This is a genomic window from Pseudomonas sp. R76, from assembly GCF_009834565.1.
Taxonomy (GTDB): domain Bacteria; phylum Pseudomonadota; class Gammaproteobacteria; order Pseudomonadales; family Pseudomonadaceae; genus Aquipseudomonas.
Window position 1 is genome coordinate 2,323,643 of record NZ_CP019428.1, and the last position, 18,442, is coordinate 2,342,084.

An 18,442-nucleotide genomic window follows, 5' to 3' on the forward strand; every position below is an offset into this window, starting at 1 on the left:
GAGCGGTTAGCGGACTTTACCCTCAGCCTGGGTCAGCTCTTCCTTGCTGAAATCATCCACGTCGATCACCTTGCGCCGTGCCGCTTCAGCGTCCCGCAAGGTTTGCGCTTCGGCCGGTTGCAGCACCCCGGCGTGCAGTGCGGCGTCGATGGCATGTTCGCCGGCAGACGGCTTGACCTGGCCGCTTTTCAGCGCGGCATGCAGTTTTTTCTGCAGCGGATGGCTGGCACCCAGCAGGTCGTAGGCATGCTGCAGGGCGCCGACCGGGTCCTCCGCCGATTGCGGGCGGTAGCAGCCGGCCAGCAGTTCTTCGAGGGTCGGGTCGCCTTTGGCGCGGCCGATCACCGCGGCCACTTCTGCATCCAGTGCGTCGGACGGCCCGGTATGGCGACGGCCAAACGGGAACACGATCACCCGCAGCAGGCAACCGAGCACCTTGTTCGGGAAGTTGCTCAGCAGCTCATCCAGCGCGCGTTCGGATTCGCCGAGACTTTCTTCCATGGCCCAGGCGAACAGCGGCTCCAGGTGGTCCGGCGAATCCAGGTCGTGATAACGCTTGAGTGCGGCCGAGGCCAGGTACATGTGGCTCAGCACGTCACCGAGGCGCGCCGACAGGCGTTCGCGGCGTTTCAATTCGCCACCCAGCAGCATCATGCTCAGGTCAGCGAGCAGGGCGAACGCAGCGGCCTGACGGTTCAGTGCACGGAAGTAACCTTGGCTCAGGCGGTTGCCCGGAGCTTTCTCGAAGTGGCCCACGCCGAGGTTGAGCACCAGGGTGCTGGCGGCGTTGCTCACGGCGAAACCGATGTGTTGCATCAGCAGGCCGTCGAACTCCTTCAGCGCCTGGTCACGGTCTTCACGACCGGCCAGGGCCATTTCCTTGAGCACGAACGGATGGCAGCGAATCGCGCCCTGGCCAAAGATCATCAGGTTGCGCGACAGAATGTTCGCGCCTTCCACGGTGATAAAGATCGGCGCGCCCTGCCAGTTACGGCCCAAGTAGTTGTTCGGGCCCATGATGATGCCCTTGCCACCGTGCACGTCCATGGCGTGGCTGATGCACTCGCGGCCACGCTCGGTGAGGTGGTACTTGAGGATCGCCGACAGCACCGAGGGTTTTTCCCCCAGGTCCACGGCGTTGGCGGTGAGCATGCGCGCGCTGTCCATCAGCCAGGCGTTGCCGCCGATACGCGCCAGGGCTTCCTGGATGCCTTCGAAGGCCGACAGCGGCACGTTGAACTGCTCACGCACCTGGGCGTACTGACCGGTCACCAGGCTGGTGAACTTGGCCGCGCCGGTGCCCACGGCAGGCAGCGAGATCGAGCGACCCACCGACAGGCAATTCATCAGCATCATCCAGCCCTTGCCGAGCATTTCCTGGCCACCGATGAGGAACTCCAGGGGGATGAACACGTCTTTGCCGGAGTTGGGACCGTTCATGAACGCGGCGCCCAGTGGCAAGTGGCGGCGACCGATTTCTACGCCTGGGGTATCGGTCGGGATCAGCGCCAGGCTGATACCCAAGTCTTCTTCTTCGCCCAGCAAGTGGTCCGGGTCATGCGCCTTGAAGGCCAAACCGAGCAAGGTCGCGACCGGGCCGAGGGTGATGTAGCGTTTTTCCCAGTTCAGGCGCAGGCCAAGGGTTTCCTTGCCTTCCCATTCACCTTTGCAGATCACGCCGGTGTCGGGCATGGCGCCCGCATCCGAGCCGGCCAGCGGGCCGGTCAGGGCAAAACACGGAATGTCATCACCACGCGCCAGGCGCGGCAGGTAGTGGTTGCGTTGTTCGTCGGTGCCGTAATGCAGCAGCAGCTCCGCCGGGCCGAGGGAGTTGGGGACCATCACGGTAGAGGCAAGGTCGCCGCTGCGGGTCGCGAGTTTCATCGCGACCTGGGAGTGGGCATAGGCGGAAAAGCCCTTGCCGCCATATTCCTTCGGAATGATCAGGGCAAAGAAGCCGTGAGTCTTGATGTGTTCCCAGGCAGCGGGCGGCAGATCCATGGCCTGGCCGATTTCCCAGTCGCTGACCATCGCGCAGAGTTCTTCGGTGGGGCCGTCGATAAACGCCTGTTCTTCTTCGGTCAGTTGCGCCTTGGGGTAGGCCAGCAACTTGTCCCAATCAGGGCGACCGCTGAACAGTTCGCCATCCCACCACACGGTGCCGGCATCAATCGCGTCGCGCTCGGTCTCGGACATCGGCGGCAGGACTTTCTGGAACCAGCTGAACAGCGGCTTGGTGAAGTATTGGCGGCGCAGGTCGGGCAGCAGCAAGGGCAGGGCCACGGCCGCGATCAACACCCAGAAGATCAGCAGCAGCCAACCCGGTGCGTGGCTCCAGGCGCCCATCGCCAGCAGGTAAACGGCGACCACGCCCAAGGCGGGCAGGGGCGCGGTGCGGCGGTGTGCCAGGTAGGCAATGCCGACCACCAGAACCAGTATCCACAACAACAGCATATTCAATCCTCCGTGAAACCAGGGGCGAAACCACCATGGAGCTTAGTCGGCATCCGAAAAAGCGCGGTGATCAGGGTGTAACGAGTTGTACAGCGGGCGCCGATCACCAGGCGCCGACATTTGGCCGAATCGTCGTTATCGCAAGCGTAGACCTGTGGTTAGACTCAAGCCTTCCTTCGGAGATAACGCGCATGGATACGTACCTGAATCCCAGCCGCTTCATCGATAGTGACCACCCTGCGGTGGTGGAGTTCGCTGAAAAACATCGCGGTCCCAGCGCGGGTTTACGTGACCAGGCAGTCAGTCTTTATTACGCCGTGCGTGAGACGATTCGCTACAACCCCTACACCTTCAGCCGCGACCCAGGCACCTTGAACGCCAGCTTCGCCCTGGCTGCCGGTGAGAGTTATTGCGTGCCCAAGGCCACCTTGCTTGCCGCCTGCGCCCGCCACTGCGGGATCCCGGCGCGCATCGGCCTGGCGGACGTGCGCAATCATCTGTCGACGCCGCGCCTGATCGCGTTGCTTAAAAGCGATGTGTTCGCCATGCACGGCTATACCGAGTTGTACTTGAACGGCCGTTGGGTCAAGGCCACCCCGGCGTTCAACAGCCAACTGTGCGAAGTGTTCGATGTGCCGCCATTGGCGTTCGATGGCATTCTCGACAGCGTGTTTCACGCATTCAATCGCCAGGGCCAGCGTTCGATGGAGTATGTGTTGGACCACGGGCAGTTTTCCGACGTGCCCGAAGCGTTTTTCTTCGCGCACATTCAGCAGTGTTACCCGCACCTGTTCGCCGAAGATATGCCGCAACAGTTGGGCGATAGGCAGACCGATTTAAGCCGCGCGTGAACCGGCGTATGCTGCTGCGTTCATCAAGCCATGTTCACCAACAATAAGGCGCGGTCATGCTGAAAATCTGGGGTCGTAAAAATTCATCAAACGTCAGGAAAGCACTGTGGTGCGCCGAGGAACTCGGCCTGGACTATGAGGCAATTGATGCGGGCGGGGCTTTTGGTGTGGTCGACACGCCGCAATACCGAGCGTTGAACCCCAATGGCCGGGTGCCGATGATCGAAGATGGCGACTTTGTGCTGTGGGAATCCAACACCATCGTGCGTTACCTCTGCGCCAAGCAGGCGTCGAGCTGGTACCCGAGCGACCTGCGAGCGCGGGCGAATGCCGAGAAGTGGATGGATTGGACCACCTCGACCCTCGCCGAACCGTTCAAGGCGGTGTTCTGGGGCATCCTGCGCACCCCGGCGGAAAAACAGAACTGGGACAGCATCAATGCCGGGCGCCAAGCCTGTATCGATGCACTGCGCACCGTGGACAAAGCCCTGGCCGAGCAACCTTACCTGTCCGGCACCGAAATCGGCATGGGCGATATCCCTTTGGGCAGCTTTATCTACGCCTGGTTTGAAATGCCCATCGAACGCCCTTCGATGCCCCATCTAGAGGCCTGGTATCAACGCCTGCAACAGCGGCCGGCATACCGCAAAGCCGTGATGACCGCGTTGACTTAATACCCACTATTAATACGGGTGACTGTACTTGTGCGGCGCGGGCAAGCACCATGCCTGTCATGCGCCGCCGTTGAACTACCTGGGCTGCGCCCTCATCTATTCTTTCTATTCCCTTCTTTGGTGCGTATTCCGATATGAGTTCCGCTCTGTCCATCCGGCAGCTAACCAAAACCTACGGCAACGGTTTCCAGGCCCTGAGTGGTATCGATCTGGACGTTGCCGAAGGTGACTTCTTCGCCTTGCTCGGCCCCAACGGCGCCGGCAAATCCACCACCATCGGTATCCTTTCCACCCTGGTCAACAAGACCAGCGGTTCGGTGAATATCTTTGGCCATGACCTGGATAAATCCCCGGCGGCGCTCAAGCGCTCCATCGGCGTGGTCCCCCAGGAGTTCAACTTCAACCAGTTCGAAAAAACCTTCGACATCGTCGTCACCCAGGCGGGCTACTACGGCATCCCGGCGAAAATCGCCAAGGAACGCGCCGAGCAGTACTTGACCCAGTTGGGCCTGTGGGACAAGCGTGACGTGCCGTCGCGCTCACTCTCCGGTGGCATGAAGCGCCGCCTGATGATCGCCCGCGCCCTGGTGCATGAGCCGCGCCTGCTGATCCTCGATGAGCCGACCGCAGGTGTGGACATCGAACTGCGTCGCTCGATGTGGACCTTCCTCACCGAGCTGAACGAGAAGGGCATCACCATCATCCTCACCACCCATTACCTGGAAGAGGCTGAGCAGCTGTGCCGCAACATCGGCATCATCGACCACGGCACCATCGTCGAGAACACCAGCATGCGTAACCTGCTGGGCCAGCTGCATGTGGAAACCTTTCTGCTCGACCTGAAAAACAACCTGACGGTGGCGCCGCAATTGCTCGGCTACCCAAGCCGGCTGGTCGATGGCCACACCCTTGAAGTCCAGGTGGACAAGGCCATGGGCATTACCGCGTTGTTCACTCAATTGGCAGCCCAGAACATCGAAGTGCTGAGCCTGCGCAACAAAACCAATCGCCTTGAGGAGTTGTTCGTGTCCCTGGTGGAGAAAAATCTGGCGAAGGTGGCGGTATGAGTTCCGAACTGCAACCCAACATTGTCGCGCTGCAAACCATCGTCTATCGCGAAGTGAAGCGCTTTACCCGGATCTGGCCGCAGACGCTGCTGCCGCCGGCGATCACCATGGTCCTGTACTTCGTGATTTTCGGTAACCTGATCGGTCGCCAGATCGGCGACATGGGTGGTTTCACCTACATGGAGTACATCGTGCCGGGCCTGATCATGATGTCGGTGATCACCAACTCCTACGGCAACGTGGTCTCCAGCTTCTTCGGCAGCAAGTTCCAGCGCTCCATTGAAGAACTGATGGTCTCGCCGGTGTCGCCACACACGATTCTGATCGGCTACACCTTGGGTGGTGTGCTGCGCGGCTTGATGGTCGGCGTGATCGTGACCTTGCTGTCGCTGTTCTTCACCCACCTGCAAGTGCATCACCTTGGGGTCACCCTTCTGGTGGTGGTGCTGACGGCGACGATCTTCTCGCTGCTGGGCTTTATCAATGCCGTGTTTGCACGCAATTTCGATGATATTTCGATCATCCCGACTTTCGTGCTGACGCCGCTGACTTACCTGGGTGGGGTGTTCTACTCCATTACCTTGCTGCCGCCGTTCTGGCAAACCGTGTCGCTGGCCAACCCGGTGCTGCACATGGTCAATGCGTTCCGCTACGGCATTTTGGGCGTGTCGGATATCAAGATCAGCGTGGCGATCACCTTCATGCTGGTGGCGACCGTGGTGCTGTATGTAGGGTGCGCGCGGTTGTTGGTGAGTGGGCGTGGGATGCGTACCTAAGCGTCGATTACACACGGTAAAAAATGTGGGAGCGGGCTTGCTCGCGAATGCAGGGGATCAGTCACCCGATGTATTGACTGATTCACCGCATTCGCGAGCAAGCCCGCTCCCACATTTGGTTTTGTGTTTGGCCTTTATCCCTGCAGTGCCAACTCAATGAGTTCATGCAGCTCTTCAACCGGCAGCGGCGCACTGGAAAACAAACTGCGATACACCGTCGGCGCGGCAATCAGATTCAACAGTCGGTCCAGACTCGGCAGCACATCCGCGCCGCCCTGATAACGGTCGAGAATAACCTGCATCTGGCCCATCAGAATGTTGCTGCAATAGTCCCTGGGATGGCTGCACTGCACGTCGCGCATCATGTTGCGCCCCAGCTCGGAACTCATTTCATCCAGATACTGTTCGCCCCACGCGCGCAGGTCGCCGCGCAGGCTGCCGGTGTTGGCGGGCTCGCTGTCGGGGCGCAGGCGTTCCAGCGCCACGTCGGCGAGCAGCGCGGAAAGGTCGCCCCAACGCCGGTAGATGGTCGACGGCGTAACGCCCGCGCGCGCAGCTATCATCGGCACAGTTACGCTGGAACGCTCATGGGCTTCCAGCAATTCGCGCGCGGCGTTATGCACTGATTCTTGAACCCGGGCACTGCGGCCCCCCGGGCGAAGGCCTTCTTTAATCGCCATGGATAAAACCTTAACACAAAGAATTTGCTTTAAGCGCTTCCCGGTAGCACACTCTGCAAAAGCAAAATATTAGCTTTAGCGGAGTGTGCACATGCCTAGCGTCATTTCTCAACGTTCCAGCCTGGCGTTCCTGGTCATCACGATGTTGACCTTCCTCGCTGCGTCCAGCGCACCGACGCCGTTGTATCAGGTTTATCAGGACAACCTGCATTTTTCCGCGGCGATGCTGACGGTGATCTTCGGTGTGTATGCCGTGAGCTTGCTGGCGGCGCTGCTGACCGTGGGTTCATTGTCGGATTACCTGGGGCGCAGGCCGGTGATTTTTGCTGCACTGCTGCTCAATAGTGTGGCGATGCTGCTGTTTATCAACGCTGACAGCACCGCCTACCTGATTGCCGCCCGAGCGCTGCAAGGTTTTGCCACCGGCACGGCGACGGCGGTGCTGGCGGCGACGCTGCTGGACACCGACCGCCTGCGCGGCCCGATGCTCAACAGCCTCGCGCCGCTTTTAGGCATGGCCAGTGGCGCTCTGGGCAGCGGCTTGCTCGTCGAATACGCACCACGTCCGACCCAGTTGATTTACTTCACGCTGTTGGGCTTGATGGTGTTGCAAGCGCTCTACGTGTGGCGCTTGCCGGAGACCGTCAGGCGCATTCCGGGTGCCTTGAAGTCATTGGCGCCAACCCTGCACGTGCCCGAGCAAGCACGCCGGGCCTTGTGGCTGGCGATGCCGCTGAACGTGGCGGTGTGGGCGTTGGGCGGGTTCTTTTCGTCCCTGGCACCTTCGCTGGTGCGGGCTTCAACCGGCTCGACTTCGCACCTGATCGGCGGCGGCCTGGTGGCAGTCGTGACCCTGAGCGGTGCGGTCATGATTTACAGCCTGCGCGAACACCCGGCAGACAAGGTCATGCGTCTTTCGGCGGTGCTGTTGGCGGTGGGCGTGGCCTTGCTGTTGGTCGCGGTGCAGAGCGCCAGTCTGTGGCTGTTTTTTGTCGCCAGTGTCATCGCAGGCTTTGGTTTTGGCGGCGGCTTCATGGGCAGTGTGCGCAGCATCGTGGGCTTGGCGCTGGCCCATGAGCGCGCCGGTTTGATGTCGGCGTTCTATGTTCTGAGCTACCTGGCGTTCTGCGTGCCGGCTCTGCTGGCGGGTAACCTGAGCCGGGTGTTTGGCCTGATCGCCACCACCGATGGTTACGGCGCCGTGCTGATCGTGCTGGCCCTTGGAGCGCTGGCCGGGTTGCTGCTGCAGCGTGCGGCGCTGGCCAAGGCAGCAATCGAGTGAGTGTCTGTATATTGGTAAAGTAGATAACAGTTAGAGATATTACCCGTTATATAGATATTCGATCAGGTTCTATGATGGCCTCAACCTCATGCGAGGAAGAGGATTACAGACATGACCTGCTCAAGCACCATCAGCTATAAACCTTTCAGTCACCTGACCCGTCCACGGGAAGTGATTCGCCAGTTCACCCCCAACTGGTTTGCCGCGACCATGGGCACCGGCGTGTTGGCCCTTGCCCTGGCCCAATTGCCGATCAATCTGCCCGGCGTGCACGCGATTGCCGAAGGCCTGTGGATGTTCACCGTCGGCCTGTTTGTGCTGTTCAGCGTGTTGTACGCGGCCCGTTGGCTGATGTTTTTCCACGAGGCGCGGCGCATTTTCGGGCACTCCACCGTGTCGATGTTCTTCGGCACCATTCCCATGGGCCTGGCGACGATTATCAACGGCCTGCTGCTGTTCGGCCTGCCGCGCTGGGGCGCCGATGTGGTGCCGTTGGCCGAAGCGTTGTGGTGGCTGGACGTGGCGATGGCGCTGGCGTGTGGCGTGTTGATTCCGTTCATGATGTTCACCCGCCAGGAGCACAGCATCGACCAGATGACCGCCGTGTGGCTGCTGCCCGTGGTGGCGGCCGAAGTCGCCGCTGCCAGCGGTGGCCTGCTGGCGCCGCACCTGGCCGACGCGCACTCGCAACTGGTGATGCTGGTGACCAGCTACGTGCTGTGGGCGTTTTCCCTGCCGGTGGCGTTCAGCATCCTGACCATCCTGATGCTGCGCATGGCCCTGCATAAACTGCCCCACGCCAACATGGCCGCGTCGAGCTGGCTGGCCCTCGGGCCTATCGGCACCGGTGCGCTGGGCATGCTGTTGCTGGGCGGCGACGCCCCCGCGATCTTCGCCGCCAATGGTTTGCCGGGCGTCGGCGAAATGGCCAACGGCCTCGGCTTGGTGGCCGGCATCACCCTGTGGGGCTTCGGCTTGTGGTGGATGCTGATCGCCGTGTTGATCACCCTGCGTTACCTGCGTGCCGGCATTCCATTTAACTTGGGTTGGTGGGGCTTTACCTTCCCACTGGGCGTCTACGCCTTGGCGACATTGAAGCTCGCCAGCCTGCTGCACCTGGGGTTCTTCAGCGTATTCGGCAGTGTGCTGGTGGTGGCGTTGGCGTTGATGTGGCTGATCGTGGCCTCGCGCACGGTGCAGGGCGCGTATAAAGGCGAGCTTTTTGTTTCACCTTGCATTGCGGGGCTAGCGAATAAGTAAGCGGGATTAGGTAAAGTCGTGGCCTGAAGATCAACAATAGCCTACAGGCCACGCAGGAACACGGACGATGAGCCACCCCTCACAATTCACCTTGCTGCGCACACGGCGTTTTCTGCCGTTTTTCATCACCCAGTTGCTGGGCGCCTTCAACGACAACATCTTCAAGCAATCGCTGATCCTGGCGATTCTCTACAAGCTGACCATCGACGGTGATCGCTCGATCTGGGTCAACCTGTGTGCCTTGCTGTTTATCCTGCCGTTCTTCCTGTTCTCGGCGCTGGCCGGGCAATTCGGCGAGAAGTTCAACAAGGACGCATTGATCCGCGCGATCAAGATCGGCGAGATCGTGATCATGCCCGTGGGCGCCACCGGCTTTTTGTTCAACCACCTGGAATTGATGCTGCTGGCGCTGTTTGCCATGGGCACGCACTCGGCGCTGTTCGGCCCGGTGAAATACTCGATCATGCCCCAGGCCCTGCACGACGATGAGCTGGTGGGCGGCAACGGCCTGGTGGAAATGGGCACGTTTCTGGCGATCCTGGCAGGCACTATTGGCGCCGGGATCATGATGTCGTCCACCCATTACGCGCCAATCGTGGCGACGGCGATTGTCGGCGTGGCGGTACTCGGTTACCTGGCCAGCCGCAGCATTCCGCGCGCGGCGGCGTCTACGCCGCAGCTGCGCCTGAACTGGAACATCTTCAGCGAGTCCTGGGCCACCTTGCGCCTGGGCCTGGGGCAGACGCCGGCGGTGTCGCGCTCAATTGTCGGCAACTCGTGGTTCTGGTTTGTCGGCGCGATCTACCTCACGCAGATCCCGGCTTACGCCAAGGAATGGTTGTACGGCGACGAAACCGTGGTGACGTTGATCCTCACCGTATTCTCGGTGGGCATCGCCCTGGGCTCGATGCTCTGCGAAAAACTCTCCGGGCGTAAGGTCGAAATCGGCCTGGTGCCGTTCGGCTCGTTTGGCCTGACGGTGTTCGGCCTGCTGCTGTGGTGGCACTCCGGCGGCTTCCCGCAGAATGTGCAGGCCAACGACTGGCTGGCGGTGCTCGGCTACGGCCAGGCGTGGTGGGTGCTGTTCGATATCCTCGGTTTGGGCGTGTTCGGTGGCTTCTATATCGTGCCGCTCTATGCGCTGATCCAGTCGCGCACCGCCGAGAACGAGCGCGCGCGTGTCATCGCCGCCAACAACATTCTCAACGCGCTGTTCATGGTGGTTTCGGCCATCGTCTCGATCCTGCTGCTGAGCGTGGCCAAGCTGTCGATCCCCGAGTTGTTCCTGGTGGTGTCGCTGCTCAACATCGCGGTCAACACCTACATCTTCAAGATCGTCCCCGAGTTCACCATGCGTTTCATGATCTGGCTGCTCAGCCATTCCATGTACCGCGTGGAGCACCGCAACCTGGAGTTGATTCCGGATGAAGGCGCGGCCTTGCTGGTGTGCAACCACGTGTCGTTTGTGGATGCGCTGTTGATTGGTGGCGCGGTGCGTCGGCCGATTCGCTTTGTGATGTACTACAAAATCTACCGGTTGCCGGTGCTCAACTTTATCTTCCGTACCGCCGGGGCGATTCCGATTGCCGGGCGCAACGAAGATATCCAGATCTACGAAAAGGCCTTTGCGCGGATTGCGCAGTATCTGAAGGATGGCGAGTTGGTGTGCATTTTCCCGGAAGGCAAGCTGACCGCGGACGGTGAGATGAACGAGTTTCGCGGTGGCGTGACGCGGATTCTGGAGGAGATGCCGGTGCCGGTGATCCCGATGGCGTTGCAGGGCTTGTGGGGCAGCTTTTTCAGCCGCGATCCGAACAAGGGCTTCTTTCACCGGATCTGGTCGCGGGTGGTGCTGGTGGCGGGTGAGCCGGTGACGGTGGAGGCGGCGACGCCTGCGCAGTTGCAGGAGCGAGTGGGGGCGTTGCGGGGGAGTGTCAGGTAGAGGATCGTTCCCACGCTCTGCGTGGGAATGCCGCCATGGACGCTCTGCGTCCGCTTTTAGGGGCGCGACGCGGAGCGTCACAGGATGCGTTCCCACGCGGAGCGTGGGAACAATCTGCTATCTAGGCGCTGATCTTGAGGCCAACGAGCCCACAAATTATCAACGCCACACTCGCCAATCGAAACAACGCCATGGATTCTCCAAACAGGATAATCCCGGCAATCACCGTGCCCACCGCACCCACGCCGGTCCAGATGGCATAGGCGGTGCCCAGCGGCAGTTCTTTCATCGCAAGGCCCAACAGGCCGAGGCTGATGGCCATGGCGGCGATTGTCAGGGCCGTCGGCAGTGGCTTGCTGAAGCCGTCGGTGTACTTCAAGCCGACCGCCCAGCCGACTTCAAACAACCCGGCAAAAAACAGAATGATCCAGGACATGATGACCTCTCTTTTAAAAGTGGGGTCGTCCCCTGAATAAGCGCTCGACAGCGTCGCGAGGTCGTCCCCGCGAAGCTCGGTAGAGTGCCGAAAATTGATCAGGCGATCAAGTTTCGGGTGTGTTTGCCAACGCGCGGCGGTCTTCCTTTTCGCTCATGCGGCGGAAGTACGTCGACAGCAGCGCCCCGGAAATATTGTGCCAGACGCTGAACAATGCGCTCGGCACCGCCGCCAACGGCGAAAAATGCGCACTGGCCAACGCGGCGCCCAGCCCGGAGTTCTGCATGCCCACTTCCAGTGCCAGCGACTTGCGCTGCGCCAACGGCAGCTTGAACAGCCGCCCGGTGAAGTAGCCCAGCAGATAGCCGAAGCTGTTGTGCAACATCACCACGGCCATGATCAACAGGCCCGATTCGGCGATCTTCGCCTGGCTCGCCGCAACGACCGCCGCGACGATGATCACGATGCTCACCACCGACACCAGCGGTAATACTTCCACTGCATGGCGCACGCGCTCGCCGAGCACGCGTTGCGCGATCACGCCGAGCACGATCGGCAGCAGCACCACTTGCAGGATCGACCAGAACAACTCCATGAACGACACCGGCAGCCACGCCGACGCCAGCAGCCAGATCAGCGCCGGCGTAAGCAGCGGGGCGAGGAGGGTGGTGACGGCGGCAATCGCCACCGACAGCGCCAGATCACCCCGTGCCAGCCAGGTCATCACGTTGGACGAGGTGCCACTTGGGCAGCAACCCACCAGGATCACGCCGACGGCGATTTCCGGCGGCAGGTGGAAGGCCTGGCACAGCAACCAGGCCACGCCCGGCATGATCACAAAGTGCGCGACCACGCCCAGGGCCACGCGCCACGGATGGCGGGCAACCTCGGCGAAATCTTCAAGTTTTAAGGTCAGCCCCATGCCGAACATCACCAGGCCCAGCAACGGCACGATGGCGCCTTTGAGACCGATGAACCAACCGGGCTCAAGGAAGGCGAGCACCGCGAAAATCAACACCCAGTAGGCGAAGGTATTGCCGACGAAGCGGCTCAAGGCAGCGAGTGCGCGCATGGGGGATGTCCTCGTTATTAGATTTCGGAAATGCGAATGCAATCAAATGTGGGAGCGGGCTTGTGTGGGAGCTGGCTTGCCTGCGATAGCATCAACTCGATCTAGCTGAAGACCAAGGTGCCTGCATCGCGGGCAAGCCCGGCTCCCACACAGGCCCGCTCCCACATTTTGATCTTCACATGGCTTAAATGCCCTGTGGGGTTTCTTCACCGCCCAACGCTTCAACCAGCGCCGGCAGGAACTCGCCGAACGTCAGCATCATCAGGGTAAAGCTGGCATCCAGTTGGCCCAGGGCTTCGTCGCCGCCGTCCTGTTCCGCCTGGTCTTGCAGCAGGTCTTCGAACTTCAGGCGCTTGACGGTCATCTTGTCGTCGAGCATGAAGGACAACTTGTCCTGCCAGGCCAGCGACAGTTGGGTCACGACTTTGCCGGTGGTCAGGTGCAGCTGGATTTCTTCGCCGGTCAGGTCCTGGCGCTTGCAACGCACAATGCCGCCGTCTTCGTGGGTGTCGCGCAGTTCGCATTCGTCGAGGACGAAGAAGTCATCGGCCGGCTTCTGGGTGGTGACCCAGTCGGTCATGATGGCAGTTGGCGCAGTTTTGACCGTGAGTGGGCGAACCGGCAGGGTGCCGATCACTTCACGCAGGGTCGACAGCAGGTCTTCGGCGCGCTTGGGGCTGGCCGAGTTGACCAGGATCAGGCCCTGTTTTGGCGCGATGGCGGCGAAGGTCGACGAGCGACGTACGAATGCGCGAGGTAGGAACGAGAGGATGATTTCATCCTTGATCTGATCACGTTCTTTTTTATAGACCTTGCTGCCACGTTGGGCTTCCAGCTCTTCGACTTTCTCCTTTACCGCGTCACGCACCACGCTACCCGGCAGGATACGTTCTTCCTTGCGCGCGGCGATCAGCAGGAAGTCGCCGCTGACGTGAACCAGGGGAGCGTCTTCGCCTTTACCAAAAGGCGCGACGAAACCGTAAGTGGTCAACTCCTGGCTTGCACACGGGCGTGCCAGTTTGGTGGCCATGGCCGCTTCCAACGCCTCGGCATCAACAGGCAGATCTTGGGTCAGGCGATAGATAAGCAGGTTCTTGAACCACATGGGGTGAGTCTCTCCTTTATACAAAGGGGGGCATTATTCTCTTGATATCGCCTGAGGCCAACCCTGCCTAAGCCATTGGAAGGGCTGAAAAAAAAGATTTAAGAAAGTGCTTGCCAGACCCAGGGTCGCTCCGTAGAATGCGCGCCACACCGAAACGAAGGGTGATTAGCTCAGCTGGGAGAGCATCTGCCTTACAAGCAGAGGGTCGGCGGTTCGATCCCGTCATCACCCACCATTCGCTTCATGTGTTACGCGCAGCGGTAGTTCAGTCGGTTAGAATACCGGCCTGTCACGCCGGGGGTCGCGGGTTCGAGTCCCGTCCGCTGCGCCATATTCGGTTACCTGGAACGCTGAACGCCAGGTCACCACAGAAAGCCCGCTCATTGAGCGGGTTTTTTTTGTCCGAAATATGGCGAAAAATCGCCCGATGAAGTTTTTTTAAATAAATTGCATTTAAATCAACACATTACGATTTTTTGTTGTATGATGCGCCCACACCGAAACTAAGGGTGATTAGCTCAGCTGGGAGAGCATCTGCCTTACAAGCAGAGGGTCGGCGGTTCGATCCCGTCATCACCCACCATTCGCTTCAAGTGTTACGCGCAGCGGTAGTTCAGTCGGTTAGAATACCGGCCTGTCACGCCGGGGGTCGCGGGTTCGAGTCCCGTCCGCTGCGCCATATTCGGTCACCTGGAACGCTGAACGCCAGGTCACCACAAGAAGCCCGCTCATTGAGCGGGCTTTTTTTTGCCTGCGATTCAGCTTAATCGCTCGACGGCGCGTGACGTGTGCATCGGTGCTGCATCGCGTCGGCCAAGAAACGTAAAGACCACCGCCGCCGTGAGCACCGTAAGCCCCGCCAGCCCTTGCAGCAATGTATTGAATCCGGCGATGTAGGCAGTGCGCAGCAATTCCAATCGAATGTTGGCGCTGGCGTGCCGGGTATCTCCCATGACCAACTGCTGGGCGACGGTTGAACCCTGCTGCACAGCACTGGCCGGCAGATGATGCGCAACCAGTGCGCTCAACACTGCCACGGTAATTGCCAGCGCGACACCTTCACTGGCGACCCGAGTCGTATTGAAAATCCCCGCCGCCATCCCTGCACGTTCCTTTGGCACCACACTGATTGCCAGGCCATCCATCAAGCCCCACGGCAACCCGGTGCCGATCCCGATGATCAGCATCGCCGCCACGGTCTGCGGGGGGTGGCCGACGTCGGCCAGGCTCAGTCCATACAAACCCACGGCCGCGATCAGCAGGCCAATGGCGCACAGCACGCCCGGCGACAGACAGCGCGTCAGTGTCGCGGCGAGGATCGGCACCACCAGCATGGGGGCCGACAGCGCCAGCATCATCAACCCGGCTTCAAATGCGCTGGCGCCTTCAACGCCGATAAACCGCAGTGGCAGCAGCACGATCAGGACGATATAGCAGTAACAGGTGCCGATTGGCAGCAACTGCACGCCGATGAAGCGGGGGAAGCGAAACAGGCGCAAGTCCAGCATCGGTTGCCTGGTGCGATGTTCAACGACTATAAACGCCAGTAAAAACAGCGCTGCTGCGCCCAGCAGGTAATAGGTGGTCGCAGTGGCCCAACCCCGTTCCGGTGCCAGAATTACCGCGGTGGTCAAGGCCACCAGCGTGGCCGAAAACGTCAACATCCCCGCCAGGTCCAGGCGCAGTGCGTTCGGGTCGCGGCTTTCGCGCATTGTGGGTGCCGCGAACAGCAGTGAAAGCCCCGCGAGCAAGGCCGTTGCGAGGAAAATCGCGCGCCAGCCCCATTGTTCAATCAGCAGTCCCGACAGCAACGGGCCAAACGCCAGGCCCGCGCCAAAGGTCGTGCCCAACAGGCTGAAAGCACGTGTCCTGGCATGGCCATCGAACTCCTGCGCCAGCGCCGCACAGCCACTGGACAACGCAATGGCCGCCGCCACACCTTGCATCCCGCGCAACAGGTCCAGCCAGAGAATGCCCGGTGCCATGGCCAACAGCAGGGAGACTGCGCTGAACAGCGCCATGCCCCACAAGAACAAACGCTTGCGCCCATAGAGGTCGGCGAGCGTACCGGCAGCCATCAACAAGCTGCCGAAACTCAACATGAACGCGTTGGTTATCCACGCCAGCTGTGTGGGGCGGGCGGCGAAAGCCTCACCGATAAAGGGCGTAGCCACTGCGCCCCCGGTAAAACTCATGGGTAATACCAGGGCCGCCAGGCAGACTGCGGCCAGGATGGCATAGCGGCCATGGGTGGAGGGGGTTGTAGTGTTCATCGGGGATTCCCGCAGGTCTGGAAAGATAAAGACTCTAGGCGGGATGCAATTGGCGATAAACAGGCCTACATTCCGATCATAGCGGACAAAAAGGATGTAATGGCGTGACGGACAACCTCAGCGGCGTAATCGCATTCGTCAAAACGGCTGAAGCCCTCAGCTTTATCGGCGCGGCGCGGGCGATGGGTATTTCCGCGTCGGCAGTGGGCAAAAATGTCGCCAAGCTGGAGGCTGAGCTGAATGTGCGGCTGCTGCACCGCAGTACCCGCAAAGTCAGCCTCACCGCAGAAGGCCAATTGTTCTACGAGCGCAGTCGCAAAATTCTTGATGACCTGCAAGACGCCCGCGCCATGCTCTCCCATGTGATGCAGGCGCCACGTGGCAAACTGCGTGTCAGCCTGCCCACCATCGGTTATCGCTTTCTCTTTGCGCACATGCTCGCGTTCCGGCAAGCCTACCCGGAGATTGAGTTGGAGCTGGATTTCAACGACCACTTGGTGGACGTGATCGAGGAAGGCTTCGACGTGGTGATCCGCAGCGGCGGGCTGGCCGACTCGACATTGATGGCGCGCAAACTCGGGCCGTTCCGATTTGTGTTGTGTGCAGCCCCAGAGTACCTGCGCACTCACGGTCGGCCGACCACCCTCAGTGACCTTGAACACCACCAGTGCCTGCGTTATCGCTTTGCCAGCACCGGAAAGATCATGGACTGGACCTTATCCGCCAACCCGGCGATCACCCAATTGCGCCTGCCCACAGCGCTGACGTTGAACAATATGGAAGCCATGCTCAGGGCTGCGATTGATGGCCATGGGATCGCCTACGTGCCGGACTTCCTCGCCCGCGAGGCGTTGGCTCACGCACAGCTGGAAACCGTATTGGACGCGCACTCCGACGATCAGGGCCAGTTCTGGGCGCTGTGGCCTTCCAGCCGGCACCTCTCGCCAAAAATCCGCGTGTTTGTGGACTTTGCTGCCGAGCGCTTGTTTACACCTCTTTGAATCGGCTATCCGCCCGCACTGGTAATGAAGGGCAGGGGCTGCGCGGATCATATTGATGTTAGTACTTAAGATGTCACAGAGTTTTTAGTGAGTGTTATAAATGTTCGGAACGATTATATTGATGTAGGGATATTCTGTTGAGCGGGGTTGGTTTTTTTTGTCTGGTTTGTTGCGGAAGTTTTCCCGGTTTTAGATGTGAAATATCTGCTCAAATTATCCCTGTTTATTTTTTATTTATGGGGTGTGTAAGGTGTGCGTGATGTAAATTTTCCTTTATTAATTTGCGCAGGTGGTTTTTATGAGTATTGGCTCCTCCACATCGACTCCCTCTCCGTCTTTCACCCCGGTTACTCATTCGCTATCGCCGGGACAAGCAAACGATACCCTGACAGCCTCTCGGAATAACGTGGACACCGCTACGTCCTTTAAGGATAGGGATGGTAATGGGTGGGTAGATATCGAAGTGGATTATGACAGTGGCCCTGGCACACACTTTGAAAATCTTGGTAATCGCGGGTATCAACCGCTTAATGCTGCGCAGAGGCGCGAGTTATACGCTCAGATGAGTGACTTGGGCGTCGATTTACAAGTCAGGTTTCACCGTAAAGGTACTTACGCCACCCCCGATGGGAAGGTAAAGTTTGGGACTTTCAAGCAGAATGAAACACGCTCCAACCTGGTGGTTGGTTATCCATCAACTGACCCAACCAAACCGACCGAGGTTTATATTCGTAGCAACCCTGATAACCCCAAAGATCAGGCTTTCCTGGCGCCTACCGGGAATAACAGAGGGGGGAACTTGCTGGCTCGCGCGTTGTTGTATTCGTTGGGCGTACCTGCTCGTACACCTGCGGAGGGTGAACCTGACTCCAGAGGTTACAGCGTTCACAGTCGAAATTCGGAAATGACTACAGGTCAAGACTTTAAAGATAAGGCTGTCTCGCGTCCGCAAGAAAAAGACTACGAGCGGTTGATCTCCGCTTATAAATTAAATACAGACATTTCTGGGGCTGAATATCTGATTGGTAACCTGGGGCGTGATAATAATCCTGCGACGATGGTCATAGTGAACGGGTTCGGTCATGATTCTCTCGATGCAACAGGTGATACGCATGATCAAGTTATCGATATGCATTCCGGGGCGCGCTCTAGTCTAGGCGGATTTAAGGGGAACGTAGTGATTGCTTCGCACGCGGTCATTGAGGATGTTAAGACGGGGTCGGGGACTAATAGGGTGGTTCCGAATGCCGTGCCTAACACGATTACTTTAGGGCCAGGCAAAAACACGGTTGTCTTTCAAAATCAGTCGGACTCCACCCCGGACAAGTTTGATACTGTCATCGGGTTTAAAGCCGGCGTGGACAAAATAGATATCAGTGCTGTTGCTACTTCTCAAGGCAGTACGCAATATGCTGTGCCTAATGGCTCTCACCTGGAAATTCAATCAGGTGCGGCGGGCGATACGTATGTATTGTATTGGAAGGACTTTTTTACTCGTGACAGTCAAGCACCCGATTTTAAAGTGCGGGCGGACGGCGTCCAGCGGCGCGATATCATTAAATAATTGCC

At 59.5% G+C, this 18,442-nt stretch carries 15 protein-coding genes and 4 tRNA genes; 13 read left to right on the forward strand and 6 right to left on the reverse strand.

The features are described 5' to 3' along the window. Positions 1-6: 6 nt before the first annotated feature. Complete coding sequence (locus PspR76_RS10670) at positions 7-2,454, reverse strand: acyl-CoA dehydrogenase (RefSeq protein ID WP_159955147.1); 2,448 nt, start codon at positions 2,452-2,454, stop codon at positions 7-9. A gap of 191 nt (positions 2,455-2,645) precedes the next feature. Between PspR76_RS10670 and PspR76_RS10675 the strand changes: the two genes are divergently transcribed. The 4 genes from PspR76_RS10675 to PspR76_RS10690 all read left to right on the forward strand — a co-directional run bounded on the left by PspR76_RS10675 (position 2,646) and on the right by PspR76_RS10690 (position 5,822). Next, positions 2,646-3,305: a transglutaminase-like domain-containing protein gene (locus PspR76_RS10675; protein ID WP_159955148.1), complete on the forward strand. Its 660-nt coding sequence runs from the start codon at positions 2,646-2,648 to the stop codon at positions 3,303-3,305. Positions 3,306-3,361: 56 nt separating this feature from the next. Beyond that, positions 3,362-3,979, forward strand: a complete 618-nt coding sequence (locus PspR76_RS10680) for a glutathione S-transferase family protein (protein WP_159955149.1) — start codon at positions 3,362-3,364, stop codon at positions 3,977-3,979. A gap of 134 nt (positions 3,980-4,113) precedes the next feature. Beyond that, complete coding sequence (locus tag PspR76_RS10685; RefSeq protein WP_159955150.1) at positions 4,114-5,046, forward strand: ABC transporter ATP-binding protein; 933 nt, start codon at positions 4,114-4,116, stop codon at positions 5,044-5,046. Then, the gene (locus tag PspR76_RS10690) at positions 5,043-5,822 is read left to right on the forward strand and encodes an ABC transporter permease (RefSeq protein WP_053255281.1); all 780 of its coding nucleotides are present in this window, start codon (positions 5,043-5,045) and stop codon (positions 5,820-5,822) included. The genes PspR76_RS10685 and PspR76_RS10690 overlap by 4 nt, the downstream gene beginning before the upstream one ends. A 134-nt stretch (positions 5,823-5,956) precedes the next feature. Here the strand turns inward: PspR76_RS10690 and PspR76_RS10695 are convergent, their stop codons facing one another. Next, positions 5,957-6,502: a TetR/AcrR family transcriptional regulator gene (locus PspR76_RS10695; protein ID WP_159955151.1), complete on the reverse strand. Its 546-nt coding sequence runs from the start codon at positions 6,500-6,502 to the stop codon at positions 5,957-5,959. Between the two features lie 91 nt (positions 6,503-6,593). Here PspR76_RS10695 and PspR76_RS10700 point away from each other — a divergent pair, with 91 nt between their 5' ends. From PspR76_RS10700 to PspR76_RS10710, 3 genes are all read left to right on the forward strand, one after another. Continuing rightward, the gene (locus PspR76_RS10700) at positions 6,594-7,784 is read left to right on the forward strand and encodes an MFS transporter (protein ID WP_159955152.1); all 1,191 of its coding nucleotides are present in this window, start codon (positions 6,594-6,596) and stop codon (positions 7,782-7,784) included. A 111-nt stretch (positions 7,785-7,895) separates the two neighbouring features. Beyond that, positions 7,896-9,044, forward strand: coding sequence for a TDT family transporter (locus PspR76_RS10705; RefSeq protein WP_159955153.1), 1,149 nt, complete (start codon positions 7,896-7,898; stop codon positions 9,042-9,044). Positions 9,045-9,111: 67 nt separating this feature from the next. Continuing rightward, the gene (locus PspR76_RS10710; protein ID WP_159955154.1) at positions 9,112-10,986 is read left to right on the forward strand and encodes an MFS transporter; all 1,875 of its coding nucleotides are present in this window, start codon (positions 9,112-9,114) and stop codon (positions 10,984-10,986) included. A gap of 121 nt (positions 10,987-11,107) precedes the next feature. Here the strand turns inward: PspR76_RS10710 and sugE are convergent, their stop codons facing one another. The 3 genes from sugE to rdgC form a co-directional block, all read right to left on the reverse strand. After that, a complete protein-coding gene (gene sugE, locus PspR76_RS10715) occupies positions 11,108-11,422 on the reverse strand; it encodes a quaternary ammonium compound efflux SMR transporter SugE (RefSeq protein ID WP_017136389.1) in 315 nt (104 codons plus the stop codon). Positions 11,423-11,528: 106 nt separating this feature from the next. After that, positions 11,529-12,494, reverse strand: a complete 966-nt coding sequence (locus PspR76_RS10720; protein ID WP_159955155.1) for a bile acid:sodium symporter family protein — start codon at positions 12,492-12,494, stop codon at positions 11,529-11,531. Between the two features lie 184 nt (positions 12,495-12,678). Beyond that, complete coding sequence (gene rdgC / locus PspR76_RS10725) at positions 12,679-13,599, reverse strand: recombination-associated protein RdgC (RefSeq protein ID WP_159955156.1); 921 nt, start codon at positions 13,597-13,599, stop codon at positions 12,679-12,681. Between the two features lie 159 nt (positions 13,600-13,758). Here rdgC and PspR76_RS10730 point away from each other — a divergent pair. The 4 genes from PspR76_RS10730 to PspR76_RS10745 all read left to right on the forward strand — a co-directional run bounded on the left by PspR76_RS10730 (position 13,759) and on the right by PspR76_RS10745 (position 14,278). Further along, positions 13,759-13,834 (forward strand) — tRNA-Val (locus PspR76_RS10730). Positions 13,835-13,853: 19 nt separating this feature from the next. Further along, a tRNA-Asp gene (locus tag PspR76_RS10735) sits at positions 13,854-13,930 on the forward strand. 176 nt (positions 13,931-14,106) lie between these two features. Further along, positions 14,107-14,182, forward strand: a tRNA-Val gene (locus tag PspR76_RS10740). Positions 14,183-14,201: 19 nt separating this feature from the next. Beyond that, positions 14,202-14,278 (forward strand) — tRNA-Asp (locus tag PspR76_RS10745). Positions 14,279-14,357: 79 nt separating this feature from the next. Here the strand turns inward: PspR76_RS10745 and PspR76_RS10750 are convergent. Next, positions 14,358-15,872 (reverse strand): MFS transporter, encoded by a 1,515-nt coding sequence (locus PspR76_RS10750; RefSeq protein ID WP_159955157.1) that lies wholly within the window; start codon positions 15,870-15,872, stop codon positions 14,358-14,360. 104 nt (positions 15,873-15,976) lie between these two features. Between PspR76_RS10750 and PspR76_RS10755 the strand changes: the two genes are divergently transcribed. Together PspR76_RS10755 and PspR76_RS10760 are read left to right on the forward strand one after the other, a co-directional pair. Next, entirely contained in the window at positions 15,977-16,873 is an 897-nt protein-coding gene (locus PspR76_RS10755; protein ID WP_159955158.1) for a LysR family transcriptional regulator, read from the forward strand. A 406-nt stretch (positions 16,874-17,279) separates the two neighbouring features. Beyond that, the gene (locus PspR76_RS10760; protein ID WP_159955159.1) at positions 17,280-18,437 is read left to right on the forward strand and encodes a M10 family metallopeptidase C-terminal domain-containing protein; all 1,158 of its coding nucleotides are present in this window, start codon (positions 17,280-17,282) and stop codon (positions 18,435-18,437) included. The last annotated feature ends 5 nt before the right edge of the window (positions 18,438-18,442 follow it).